Consider the following 12585-nt stretch of genomic DNA (forward strand, 5'->3'; position numbering starts at 1 on the left):
TATGGATCCAGCAACAGTGAATTCAGAAATAGTGACACCAGTGATAGTAAATCCACAGGCTGCGGTCCCCATTGCTTCGGCGACGCCAAACCCTGCGCTGGCGGATCTGCAGGATATCATTCATCCCGATCCAATCGGCGCTTGGCCTTGGGCAATCGGTTATTGGTTGGTCCTCGGGCTAGTGATTGCTCTCATCACACTCTTAGTTATCTGGCTAAGAAAACGCGCCCGTGACTTCGCGCCAAAAAAAGCCGCGAAACAGTTACTTAATCAGCTCGATAAACAAGCACCGTCCTATGTCTCTGACGTTAATAGCCTATTAAAGCGTACCGCCATGAGTTACCTCAGCAGAGATGCAATAGCCTCCTTAGATGGTGAAGCTTGGGCGACGTGGCTAGACAGCTATTTACCCGCGCCTAAACGCCAACGTATCGGCCACTTGTTGGCCAAACGTCACCAGCCAACGCCGTTAACCTTAGCTGAAACCAATGAATTACATGAACTCGCAAAAGCTTGGTTGGCATCGAAAGCAACACTGAGTGCGCCTGAGCCGAATCTTGTTCAAGCTAAGGGCTACGTTCAAGCTAAATGCCAAGCGCCAATCCAGCCAGCTGGCACAAAACAACCGGAGGCACAATGTTAACAATTGCATGGCCTTGGCTATTGATATTACTGCCTTTACCTTTGATTTTTTGGCGCCAACAAACCGTACAAGTGGATGGTGGCCGGCTACAACTCCCCGGAATAAGCCAAACAGGCAAACAAAGCTTAGCGGCTAACACGCGCCAGAGTCGCAAACGCTACTGGCTGATGTGGTGTCTGCTAGTGCTCGCTATTGCCCGTCCGCAATGGCTTGGCGAACCTATCGAACTGCCGAGCCAAGGCCGCGATCTGATGATGGCGGTGGATTTATCCGGCAGTATGCAGATTGAAGACATGGTGGTAAATGGTAAAACCGTTGACCGTTTCACTTTAATTCAGCACGTTGTCAGTGACTTTATCGAGCGCCGCAAAGGCGATCGTATCGGTTTAATTCTCTTTGCCGATCACGCCTATTTGCAGGCGCCGCTCACCCAAGACAGACGTTCAGTGGCGCAATTTTTAAAAGAAGCACAAATCGGCTTAGTCGGTAAACAAACCGCCATAGGTGAAGCTATCGCGCTGGCGGTAAAACGTTTCGATAAAATGGACAAGAGTAACAGAGTGTTGATTTTATTGACCGACGGCTCTAACAACGCGGGCAATATTGAGCCAGAGCAGGCGGCGCAAATTGCCGCTAATCGTAAAGTTACCATTTACACTGTCGGTGTCGGTGCCGATGTGATGGAGCGCCGCACACTCTTTGGCCGCGAGCGGGTTAATCCCTCGATGGATCTGGATGAAAACCAGCTTAAGCATATCGCCGAAGTCACCCACGGTCGTTATTTCCGCGCCCGCAACAGCCAAGAGCTCGACCAGATTTACCAAGAAATCGATAAACTCGAACCTGTAAGTCGCGATCAGTTAAGCTATCGTCCGCAGGCAGATTTGTTCTATTGGCCGCTGGCACTGGCGTTACTGACGAGCCTGTGGATTGCCTTAGGTCAATTACCATTCTTTGCAGCGAGCCGCGTTAAACCCTCTGTCGCAACCACTTCACAGGGGAACATTAAATCATGAGCCTACATTTTATTCGCCCAGAATGGCTACTTGCACTAGTGCCACTGGCTCTAGTGTTGTTGAGTTTATGGCGACAACACGAGAGCCACAGCGCGTGGAATAGGTATATTGCGCCACATTTAGCCAAGATATTGGTCACCCAAGGCAGCAAGAAATCCCGTCGTCCTTTGCATTTATTAGCTTTCACTTGGCTGATGGCGACTTTTGCGCTCGCCGGACCCGCCGTTAATAAACAGTCCTTACCTGTGTTTGCCGCCGAGCAAGGCCGCGTATTGGTGATGGACATGTCTGTGTCTATGTTCGCTACCGATCTTGCACCAAACCGGTTAACCCAAGCTAAATTTAGGGCTACGGATCTCCTGCGTAATCTTAAAGAAGGTGAAACAGGTTTAGTCGCCTTTGCTGGCGATGCCTTTACTATCAGCCCGTTAACGCGCGATACCGGCACGCTACTCAATTTATTGCCGACCTTAAGCCCTGACATCATGCCCGTTCGTGGCTCAAACTTAGCGGCAGGTTTAACCCAAGCTAAAACGCTACTGGCTCAGGGTGGGCATATTCGCGGTGATATTATCCTGATGACAGATGGCATAACCGCAGCCCAATTTGATGACGCTAACTCGGCATTAAGTGGCACGCAATATCGACTTGCGGTCGTCGCTTTTGGTACCAGCCAAGGCGCGCCAATTCGTCTACCCGATGGACAATTGCAGCGCGACAGCAGCAACGAGGTCGTTGTGGCCAGCACTGACTTTGGCCTGCTGCAAAAACTGGCAGCGGATAACAAAGGCGTGTTAATCCAAAATCGCACCGACGGCAATGATCTGGCCCAATTACAACATTGGTTAAGTGATACGGGCGATGCCAAAGCCACAGATCTTGACGGTGAAACCTGGCAGGATCTCGGCCCTTATCTCGCCCTGCTATTACTGCTGCCCGCCCTTTTCAGCTTTAGGCAAGGAATCGTGGCAAGCGTTGGATTTGCCACTCTCATTGGCGGTTTACTGCTCGCGGCCGCGCCTCAGCCTGCCCATGCCAGTGTGTGGGACAATGCCTGGGACAATGTGTGGAAAACGCCAGATCAGCAAGCGATGCAGGCCTATCAATCCCAAGATTATGCCAACGCCGCTAAGCAGTTTGAGTCACCCCAATGGCGTGGCAGCGCCCAATATAAGGCCGGTGATTATGAGCAAGCGCTGAAAACCTTCGAGCAAGATAGCTCAGCCCAAGGCCTCTACAATCAAGGCAATGCCTTGATGCAACTCGGTAAACCCGATAAGGCTAAGGAGCGCTATCAAGCCGCACTTGAAAAACAAGCCGATTTCCCTGCGGCAAAGGCCAACCTTGAACTGGCTGAAAAGCAATTGAAAGAGCAGCAAAAGCAGCAAGGTAAAAACGATCAACAGGATAAAAACCAAGATCAACAAGGCGATCAGCAGTCCGGTGATTCCAATTCAGGTGACCAACAGTCTGGTGATAAAAAGTCGCAGGATAAACAACAATCTGACCAAGATAGCGCTCAGAAAGATAAGCAAGATCAAGCGGGACAAGAGTCTCAGGATCAACAGGACAATGCCAATCCTGAGCAAAGCTCTGATCAAAGCCCTGAGCAGCAAAAAGCGGATGAGCAAGAGTCTGAGCAAGATAAGCAAAATGGCAATGCTCAGGACAAGCAAGATGAAGCTCAGCAAGATCAAGATAAAGCGCAACAGGATCAACAAGCCAAGCAACAAAATGCCGAGCAGGATGCAATGGAAAATGAGCCTGTAGACAATTCACCTGTAGATAATGAAGCTAAGATGCAAGCGCAGGCTAACACCGATGCCGAGGAGCAAAAATCAGCTGAGCAAGCAAAGCAAAGCATTGGCGCCAAGGAAGCTCCTGAGAAAGATGCGCAAGATAAACAAGAAGCCGCTATGAGTGAATCGGTCGAAGCGCCGCCAACTAATAGCGAACCGCTTCCCGCAGAAATGCAGCGAGCACTGAGGGGTGTGAGTGAAGACCCCCAAGTGTTACTTCGCAATAAAATGCAGTTGGAATATCAAAAACGCCGTCAAAATGGCCAAATATCAAAGGATAACGAACAGTGGTGATCAGACAATTTTTTATCCTGCTACTCCTTGCCATCGGAGTGGCTCATCCCGCCTTTGCACTCAGCAAAATTGAGGCATCGGTCGATCGCAATCCTGTGATGGAGGGCGAATACTTTGTGCTCAACATCAGCGTCAATGATGAAATCGATACCGGCAAGCTAGACACATCCGCCCTGCTGAAAGACTTTATTGTTGGCCGCACCAGCGTGAGTCGCAGCACACAGATCATGAACTTCGATGCGGTCAAAGAGACTCGCTGGCAAGTGTTGCTCGCGCCAAAACAAAAAGGCCAGTTAACTATTCCAGCCTTTACTATTGATGGCATCAGCTCGGCGCCGATCCCACTCAAAGTGGTCGAAACGGGTAGCCAGCCCGCACAGATGAATAACCTATTCATCGATGCCAAAGTGTCAACTGACGAGGCCTATGTCGGGCAGCTCATTACCTACAAGGTAAAACTCTATCTGGCGGTAGAATTACAAAGGGGCGTATTGAGCGCACCTGTCATCGAAGGCGCGCAGATCAAACAAATCGGCGAAGATAAGGATGGCTCTGAGATAGTCGATGGCCGCCGTTACCGCGTGATTGAGCGCACCTATGGCATTATTCCCGACTTACCCGGCCAAGTGAACATCAAAGGCGCAACCTTTGCGGGCGATGTGCTAGTTGAATCCCAACGCCGCGGCGGCATGTTTGGCTTTAATGAAAGCCGCCCAATGCAAGCGGGCGCGCCCTCACTCACAGTGCAAGTGAATCCTGCACCGACAAGTTTCCAAGGCCAATGGCTGGTTGCCGATTTAGTGGTGTTAAAAGAGAACTTCCCTGAGGATATTAAAGAATTTACCGTTGGCAGCCCTATTACTCGCACTATGACTTTATTGGCTTCCAATGCCGATGAAAATAGCCTACCAGATATAGTGCAGACCCTGCCTAATGAACTGAAGTCATACCCAGAGAAACCTCAGCGACAAACCTTTGTGCGCGATGCACAAATTGTCTCCCAGTACAGTATTACGTCGGCAATCGTTCCCAGCAAAGCGGGAACATTTACCCTGCCCGAAGTCAAAGTGCCTTGGTGGAATCCGCACCTTAAACGTCAAGAAACCGCGACGCTCCCCGCACGCACAATAGTGGTAACAGGCGGTGCAGTCACAGACGCGCCCGCCCAAGCCTCTTGGCAAGTAAATTCAGCGGCCGACAACAATGACTCCTGGATGGTTAAGGTATTTGCGGCGCTATGGCTGATCACTCTCGTCGCTTGGATCATCACTTTAATCGCTTGGCGCCGCGCTTTAAAAAACCAATCGGCCGCCCCGACTGCCCTTAACGCTTCAATGAGTTCAGCACAATCAGTAAATGCGGCGGGCTTACAAGGATTAGAGCAAGCCTGCGCCAGTGGCGATGTGAGCCGTATTATGTTGCAGTTACAGCGCTACTTCAGCGAGTTACAGCAAGCGCCTATGACACTCGATAAGATTGCCGAGCAGTCACCGCAACTCGCACAGGCGATACAACAATTGCAAATTGCCGCCTACAGTGCGAAGGCCGATGCCAGCAGCCATACTGACAGTGCGAATACTAACAATGCTAATACTAACAAGCTGAGCGCCGAGTGCGCCGCATTGCTTAACGCAGTTAAGGCTTGTGAGCATAAACATTTAAACCCAAAATCGGCGCCATTAAGCCCACTGAATCCTAAGTAAATTATGGGGTTAATGACAGAGAAGCGAGCTCAACTATGCTAAACATTCAACCACCAAGCCGAAAAATTAAAAATGTTTGCTAACTGGCGTAAGAAATCCGTCGAGCCTGCGGTCTCTTCTGACATGCTAAGTAAACAACGACGATACAACAGCCTAGTCAAGGCGCTGCATGCAGACATCTTCCGCTACGCCTATTGGTTATGCGGCGATAAACATGTGGCTGAAGACATTACCCAAGAAACCTTCTTGCGGGCGTGGCGCTCTTTAGATTCCCTCAAGGATGATAAAGCGGCGAAAGCATGGCTTATCACGATTCTTAGGCGTGAGAATGCACGGCGTTTCGAGCGTAAACAGTTCGATTATTCCGACGTTGAGCAAGATACCTTAGAGGACAATATCTCCAGTAGCAGTGAAGAGCAGACCGAGCAATACCTGATCCGTCGGCAAATAGGCAAACTGGATATCGAATACCGCGAGCCACTCTTACTGCAACTGATTGGTGGCTTTAGCGGCGATGAAATCGCCGAGCTGATGGAGCTTAATCGCAACACCGTAATGACACGTTTATTTCGGGCGAGAAGCCAATTGAAAGAATTACTTGAGAAAAATGAGGTAAGAGGTCAATCCAATGGATGAGCTTAAATTTAGACGTCAAGCTTATGAAGATCCTCATAATCAAGATGCTGATTTTCTGGCGCAAATTAATGCTAAACCAGAAAACCAAGCCTTAATCAATGAGCTTAAAAACCTTGATGCCAAACTGACAAATGCATTGAAAGTGGAAGTGGCGGACGATCTCGCCGATAAACTGATTTTGCGTCAGCAGTTACAACAACACCATAAACACCGCCGTCAAACCGGCTTTTTAGTGGCCATGGCGGCCTCGGTGGCATTTGTGGTGGGGATCAGTTTTAGTCTATTACGTTTAGGGCCAATCGATTTAGCCGAACATGCACTGGCCCATATCTACCATGAAGGGGTTGCCTTACAGGTGGATCAAAACGTCAACTTTAATCAGGTCAATGCGCAGCTCGCGTCGATGAAAGACTTTGGCAATGCCAAGTTCACCCAACAACCAGGCAAAGTGTATTACACCTCCTATTGTGATTTTCAAGGGGTGAAAAGCCTGCACTTAGTGCTACAGGGCGAGCAAAGCAAGGTTACACTCTTTATCGTGCCACTCGAAAAACGTATGGTGCTAGACCAAACCTTCGCCGATGGCAAATACCAAGGAATGGGCTTTGAAACACCCGATGCGTTTATTTTGCTCATAGGTGAGGATCAAGCTGACCTTAGCTATGTAAAAGACGAAATCAAGAACACCTTTATCTAACCCCATCTTATCTCGGCTATTTTTAAATTAACCTCCGATATTTTCACTCTATCGGAGGTTAGATTTTAATCACACTTTTATCTGCTAATGGGCGATTGTTCAAACATCTGGTAGCATGCTTGCCACTTTTAATAATAACAAGATGGGAAAAGGCAAGATGACGATTGAAACCCCGATTTTAATCACATTTGTTGGTTACTTAGTATTGATGATGGGCATAGGTTTTTGGGCTTACCGTGCTACCGATACTGTTGATGATTATATTTTAGGTGGCCGAAAAATGGGCCCCGCTGTGACCGCACTCAGTGTGGGAGCATCCGATATGTCAGGTTGGCTGTTACTGGGTTTACCCGGCGCAGTTTACTTAGGCGGCTTAGGTGAAGCTTGGATTGGCATAGGATTAATTTTTGGCGCTTGGCTAAACTGGCTATTTGTCGCCAGACGACTGCGTATTTACACTCAACTCGCCGATAACGCCCTCACCTTACCGGATTTCTTCGAGAAACGTTTCCACGATACCCAGGGCTATCTCAAGCTCGTCTCCGCAATCACTATTTTAGTGTTTTTCACTTTCTATGCTTCCTCAGGCATGGTCGGTGGCGCGATTCTGTTTGAAAAAGTTTTTGGCCTCGATTACACAGTGGCGCTGGTGATTGGCTCAGCCATCATAGTCGGTTACACCTTTATTGGCGGCTTCTTTGCCGTGTGTTGGACAGACTTCTTTCAAGGCTGTTTGATGCTTGTCGCCCTCTTAATTGTCCCCTTTGCCGTTTTCTCTCACCCTGAAAGCCACGCCGGAATTGAAACTATCGATCCTGCGATGTTGGCCTTGGTCAGCGACAAAACCACAGTGATAGGCATGTTGTCTTTACTCGCATGGGGTCTTGGCTATTTTGGTCAGCCGCATATTTTGTCGCGCTTTATGGCGATAGGCAGTGCCGATGCCCTTCCCTTATCGCGCCGTATTGCCATGAGCTGGATGGTCTTATCTTTAATTGGCGCTTTAGCCACAGGTATTGCCGGTTCTCTGTATTTCGCTAATGCGCCACTGGCGAATTCAGAAACGGTATTTATTCATTTAGCCCAAGCCGCGTTTAACCCTTGGATTGGTGGTCTACTTATCGCGGCCATTTTGTCGGCCATCATGAGCACTATCGATTCACAGTTGCTGGTGTGCTCAAGCGTTATCACCGAAGATTTCTACCGCAAATGGTTACGCCCACAAGCGGATGACCGCGAGTTGATGATGGTCGGTCGCATGGGCGTGCTGGCGATTGCCGTGATCGCAGGCATCATTGCCCTTAATCCTGAAAGCAGTGTATTAAGCCTTGTGAGTTATGCATGGGCTGGCTTTGGTGCGGCCTTTGGTCCTGTGGTCTTATTATCGCTATTTTGGAAGCAATACAGCCGTAATGGCGCCATTGCTACTATTATTATCGGCGCATTAACGGTCGTAATTTGGAAGCAACTGACGGGGGGTATTTTCGAACTATACGAAATCCTCCCAGGATTTGTATTCGCCACATTCGCCGGTATTTTGGTGAGCAAATTGTCTGCACCAAGTGAAAATGTAACAACAGAGTTCGAACAATTTAAGTCTTCACTCTAGTTTCAACACGCTTGTATCACTTAAAAAGCGCACACTTGTGCGCTTTTTACATTTTGTATCCTTTTAAACACTCAACACAAAATTACAAACCGTTAACGTCAATTGAAACCTATCGATAAACCCAAAGCCCTTCATATCAAGCATCTGGCCGGACCATTCAAGCATGCTAAAGTTCAACCTCTGTTTTAAAGTTTTTTAATTAACTGAAAATCAACATTTTTCACATCTGGTCGGACTTGTTGAGGCTACCTTCAGTCCATAAGATGCCGAAGACTAATAAATGGATTTAAATACGTTCGGCTGACTAGGACCGAATAAAAATCCAATACTTATAAAAAATAGAGAGAATTATAATGAAAACATTCAACAAGACACTCATTGCCGTTTCTGTCGCATTAGCAAGTACTCAAACCTTAGCTTCAGGTTTTCAACTCAACAGTCAATCAGCCACAGGTATGGGCCGTGCATTTGCTGGTGATGCGGTTATTGCCGATAACGCTTCTGTGTTATCACGTAACCCAGCTGCTATGGCATTATTCGATAAAGATGCGATCTCCTTCGGCTTAACTTATGCCGATATTACTGTTGATGTTAAAGACGTTAACTTTGCCAGTGGTGCCGTTGATTTAGGCAGCATTGATGATGCGGGTAGCTCTAAAATTATCCCTAATATTTTCTACATCCACCCAATCGACGATAAGTTCGCCGTGGGCTTTGCTGCGTTTTCTAACTTTGGTACTGGTACCGATGCCAGCTCACTTTCAAAGAGTTTACCTGCAAACTCACCAGCACCCTATGATCTGCTTGGCGAAACAGAAGTCACAACGGTTAACTTTAACGCCAGTCTTTCATACCGTATTAATGACATGTTCAGTATCGGTGCGGGTGTGGATGCCATCTATGGTGAAGGTCGTTTAACACGCAACATGGGCACTACGCCATTGGTTGACGTCGACGCTGACGGCTGGGCCTTCGGTGGTATAGTAGGTGCCACCATTGAGCTAGATAAAGATAACCGTTTCGGTATCAGCTACCGTTTCAGCCCGACAGTGAATGTTGAAGGTGATATCAATACCGTCTCGATGACAACCATTCCTGGTGTAGGTACTGTTCCGGTTGCGACCAATTTTGATAGCTTAGATGTTCCACTAGCGGATATCTTCCAAGTTGCAGGTTTCCATCAAATCACCCCTAAGTTTGCTCTGCACTATACAGCGCAGTACACCCAGTGGGGCAACTTTGATCAAATCACGGCTAAAGATGGTACAGCCACAATTGCAGCTGTTGGAGTGACTCAAGCCGTAGGTGATGTTGCACTGAAAGAATACCAATGGAAAGATTCATGGTTATTCAGCTTAGGTGGTACTTACACAATCAACGAGCAATTCACTGTGCGTGCTGGTTATATGCATGACCAAGGCGTTGTGGACGAAATCAGCTCAATTTCATTCCCAGACTCTGACCGTAACTGGTACACAGCGGGTATGAGCTACCACATCAACCCACAAAACACCGTTGACTTTGGTATCGCTTATATTAAAGGTGAAAAAGTTCACCTGATCGAAAACAGTGCTATCACAGGTCCTGTTAATGCAATTACTGAATCAAGTGGTATGTACTACTCAGTTCAATACAGCTACCAGTTTTAAGCTAAACGCTAAACCCAAAAGCCGCATTTTTTGCGGCTTTTTTGTATCTTAAGCATTTATTGCCTAAAGTTAATTCATACTCCTGTAAACGCAGCTACGGCTATGGCTAAAGTCATTGGACTCGGTGGAATTTTCTTTAAAAGTGCAGATCCCGTTACCTTGGCAACTTGGTATAAAACCCACCTTCAAGTTCCTATTGAAAACTGGGGCGGCGCCGCGTTTTATCACACAGATAAAGCGACACTCGGCTACCATGTTTGGACGCCCTTCGCCCATAGCACTGACTATTTTGCGCCTTCAGATAAGAGCTTTATGTTTAACTTTATCGTTGATGATCTGGCCCAAGCGCTCACACAGGTCGAACAAGGTGGTGGTCAGCTCGTGGGTGGCATTGAAGATTCAGAGTTTGGCCGCTTTGGCTGGTTTATCGATCCCGACGGCAATAAAGTCGAATTATGGCAGCCGAGTGTTATTCCTCCGGAAAAATAGCGCGTCTCAATAAAGCGACATCAAGCTGATATCGCCAACTTGTCTCCCTCAAATATTAAGCGGCATCTATCCCGAATAAACCCAGTGCATGACTTAGGTTTATTGGGTATCTTAGGCTGAGTTTATCTAATCAAGAGATTCTTTTTATGGAAAAAAATAACATCCTTCCTGCCCTGCTGCTGGGCGGTTTCCTTTGTGCTGGGCTTGTGTATGTTGGTCAGACAGCGAGCACAGCATTATTGCAGATGAAAGCCATGGAACGCACAGTGACAGTCAAGGGCTTAGCGGAAAAAGAAGTCAAAGCCAATGTGGCGATTTGGCCAATCAATTTCACTGAGGTCGATAATAATCTGCCTAAACTCTACGAGACGGTTCAGCAAAAAACCGACCGCGTCGTGGCGTTTTTAAAGGAACAAGGCTTTAGCGATAGCGAAATTACGATTTCATTACCTTCAATTGAAGATCGCCAAGCCCAAGGTTATGTCGATCCCAACGTCAGATACCGTTACTCGGCAAAGGTAAATTTGTCGGTTTATACCCCGCAAATTGATTTAATGCTCAATACTCGTAAGCAGATGATTAGCTTAGTGAAGGAAGGCATAGCGATCGCCAGCCAAGAGTATGACAATCGCACCGAATTCCTGTTTACCGATCTCAATTCAGTCAAACCTGTGATGGTGCAAGAAGCGACTCAAAATGCCCGTGAAGTGGCGGAAAAATTTGCTAAGGATTCAGATTCTCGCCTCGGAAAAATTAAAACCGCTAGCCAAGGCCAGTTTACTATTTCGGATCGCGATAACAGCACGCCTTACATTAAACAAATTCGCATTGTGTCCACACTCACCTACTATTTAAATGACTAAATATTAGGCTTAGTCGGAACTCACTGAAACGATGGGAATAAGGCACTTATGGGCCTTATTCCTAAATTAGGAAAATACACTATATTAAATTTTTCTAATAAATATTGATTGCCTATTGAAAACAACTCCATTAGAATTTACTCATGAATTACATCTGGGATGATATGAATTATGACGTCAATTTCTCGCGTTCTTTTCTTACTGCTGGCGCTTGCCAGTACTCAAGTTCAGGCTGCCTCAGTCGAAACCATCGAAGTCTTAACTAAACCCTACGCCAATTGGGTCACCTTAGATGCCACCATAGAAGCAGTAAAAGCGGCGACTGTGTCAGCGCAGACCTCTGGTCGTATCGTCAAACTCAACTACGATGTTAACGATGTTGTCCCCGAAGGAGCCGCTCTACTAGAGATCACCAGTAAAGAACAAGGCGCTGAACTGGCAAGCTTTGAGGCCGATTTAGCTAAAGCCAGAGCCTTGAATATTGAAGCACAGGCGCAATACAAACGTTATAAAGAGTTATTCCCCCAAGGCGCGATTTCTAAGGGCGCGATGGACGAAGCCACCGCCAATGCTAAAGCAACAGAACAAGCCGTCAGTGCAGCACAAGCCCGTGTCATCAAAGCCAACGAATCCTTAAAATACACTGTGGTATCAGCGCCTTTTAGTGGTGTAGTCACAGAGCGTTTTATCGAACTGGGTGAAACGGTGAGCCCAGGACAAGCACTACTTTCAGGGTTTTCCGCGAGTCAAATGCGCGCCATTACCCAAGTGCCGCAGCGTTATATCAATCAGTTGAAAAACGCCCCCGAATTCCTCGTCCGTTTAAGTGATGGCCGCGAGTTAATCTCAAAGGATCTCACTATTTTTAGTTTTGCCGATCCCGTCAGCCACAGCTATCAAGTACGCATTAATCTGCCTGAAAATGAAGCTAACCTTCAACCCGGTACTTGGGCAAAAGCTTCCTTTAAAAATGGCGAACGAGAAAAAATCCAACTGCCCACCTCAGCGCTACTCACAATGAACGAACTGAGCAGCGTTTACCTTAAAAAGGGCGAAGAATTTGTACTCACCCAAGTCCGTGTCGCCAATCCCTTAGATAGCGAGGTCGAAGTGCTGGCGGGCCTTAAGTCGGGCGACAAGGTTGCCGTTGATGCCTACCAAGTGTTGCTCAACAAAAAGCAATAAAT

11 protein-coding genes are annotated in these 12585 nt (G+C 47.5%); all 11 read left to right on the forward strand.

What is annotated here, in order from left to right; all coding sequences use genetic code 11:
* Position 1 precedes the first annotated feature (1 nt).
* On the forward strand, positions 2 to 643 hold the full coding sequence (locus Q4Q52_RS09505; RefSeq protein WP_311990468.1) for a DUF4381 domain-containing protein: 642 nt from the start codon (positions 2 to 4) through the stop codon (positions 641 to 643).
* Entirely contained in the window at positions 637 to 1659 is a 1023-nt protein-coding gene (locus tag Q4Q52_RS09510) for a VWA domain-containing protein (RefSeq protein WP_259512000.1), read from the forward strand. Before Q4Q52_RS09505 ends, Q4Q52_RS09510 begins: the two co-directional genes overlap by 7 nt.
* The gene (locus Q4Q52_RS09515) at positions 1656 to 3752 is read left to right on the forward strand and encodes a VWA domain-containing protein (protein ID WP_311990469.1); all 2097 of its coding nucleotides are present in this window, start codon (positions 1656 to 1658) and stop codon (positions 3750 to 3752) included. Before Q4Q52_RS09510 ends, Q4Q52_RS09515 begins: the two co-directional genes overlap by 4 nt.
* Positions 3746 to 5455 carry a BatD family protein gene (locus tag Q4Q52_RS09520; RefSeq protein WP_311990470.1) on the forward strand — a complete coding sequence of 570 codons (1710 nt, stop codon included), beginning with the start codon at positions 3746 to 3748 and terminating at the stop codon, positions 5453 to 5455. Before Q4Q52_RS09515 ends, Q4Q52_RS09520 begins: the two co-directional genes overlap by 7 nt.
* 72 nt (positions 5456 to 5527) lie before the next feature.
* The gene (locus Q4Q52_RS09525) at positions 5528 to 6091 is read left to right on the forward strand and encodes a sigma-70 family RNA polymerase sigma factor (protein ID WP_311990471.1); all 564 of its coding nucleotides are present in this window, start codon (positions 5528 to 5530) and stop codon (positions 6089 to 6091) included.
* The gene (locus Q4Q52_RS09530) at positions 6084 to 6788 is read left to right on the forward strand and encodes a DUF3379 domain-containing protein (protein WP_311990472.1); all 705 of its coding nucleotides are present in this window, start codon (positions 6084 to 6086) and stop codon (positions 6786 to 6788) included. The genes Q4Q52_RS09525 and Q4Q52_RS09530 overlap by 8 nt, the downstream gene beginning before the upstream one ends.
* A 157-nt stretch (positions 6789 to 6945) precedes the next feature.
* Entirely contained in the window at positions 6946 to 8397 is a 1452-nt protein-coding gene (gene putP, locus Q4Q52_RS09535; protein WP_283628300.1) for a sodium/proline symporter PutP, read from the forward strand.
* Positions 8398 to 8750: 353 nt separating this feature from the next.
* Positions 8751 to 10046: a porin gene (locus Q4Q52_RS09540; RefSeq protein ID WP_311990473.1), complete on the forward strand. Its 1296-nt coding sequence runs from the start codon at positions 8751 to 8753 to the stop codon at positions 10044 to 10046.
* Between the two features lie 102 nt (positions 10047 to 10148).
* On the forward strand, positions 10149 to 10535 hold the full coding sequence (locus Q4Q52_RS09545; protein ID WP_011847198.1) for a VOC family protein: 387 nt from the start codon (positions 10149 to 10151) through the stop codon (positions 10533 to 10535).
* A gap of 146 nt (positions 10536 to 10681) precedes the next feature.
* Positions 10682 to 11398 carry an SIMPL domain-containing protein gene (locus Q4Q52_RS09550; RefSeq protein ID WP_006082262.1) on the forward strand — a complete coding sequence of 239 codons (717 nt, stop codon included), beginning with the start codon at positions 10682 to 10684 and terminating at the stop codon, positions 11396 to 11398.
* Positions 11399 to 11569: 171 nt separating this feature from the next.
* Positions 11570 to 12583, forward strand: coding sequence for an efflux RND transporter periplasmic adaptor subunit (locus Q4Q52_RS09555; protein WP_311990474.1), 1014 nt, complete (start codon positions 11570 to 11572; stop codon positions 12581 to 12583).
* The last annotated feature ends 2 nt before the right edge of the window (positions 12584 to 12585 follow it).

The sequence above is a fragment of the Shewanella sp. SP1S2-4 genome, assembly GCF_031932075.1.
GTDB classification, from domain to species: Bacteria; Pseudomonadota; Gammaproteobacteria; order Enterobacterales; family Shewanellaceae; genus Shewanella; species Shewanella baltica.

Coding starts and splice junctions, on each gene's coding strand:
- Q4Q52_RS09515 (WP_311990469.1), top strand. CDS start 1,656: ATGAGCCTACATTTTATTCGCCCAGAATGGCTACTTGCACTAGTGCCA.
- Q4Q52_RS09510 (WP_259512000.1), top strand. CDS start 637: ATGTTAACAATTGCATGGCCTTGGCTATTGATATTACTGCCTTTACCT.
- Q4Q52_RS09505 (WP_311990468.1), top strand. CDS start 2: ATGGATCCAGCAACAGTGAATTCAGAAATAGTGACACCAGTGATAGTA.
- Q4Q52_RS09525 (WP_311990471.1), top strand. CDS start 5,528: ATGTTTGCTAACTGGCGTAAGAAATCCGTCGAGCCTGCGGTCTCTTCT.
- Q4Q52_RS09545 (WP_011847198.1), top strand. CDS start 10,149: ATGGCTAAAGTCATTGGACTCGGTGGAATTTTCTTTAAAAGTGCAGAT.
- Q4Q52_RS09555 (WP_311990474.1), top strand. CDS start 11,570: ATGACGTCAATTTCTCGCGTTCTTTTCTTACTGCTGGCGCTTGCCAGT.
- Q4Q52_RS09530 (WP_311990472.1), top strand. CDS start 6,084: ATGGATGAGCTTAAATTTAGACGTCAAGCTTATGAAGATCCTCATAAT.
- Q4Q52_RS09550 (WP_006082262.1), top strand. CDS start 10,682: ATGGAAAAAAATAACATCCTTCCTGCCCTGCTGCTGGGCGGTTTCCTT.
- Q4Q52_RS09540 (WP_311990473.1), top strand. CDS start 8,751: ATGAAAACATTCAACAAGACACTCATTGCCGTTTCTGTCGCATTAGCA.
- putP (WP_283628300.1), top strand. CDS start 6,946: ATGACGATTGAAACCCCGATTTTAATCACATTTGTTGGTTACTTAGTA.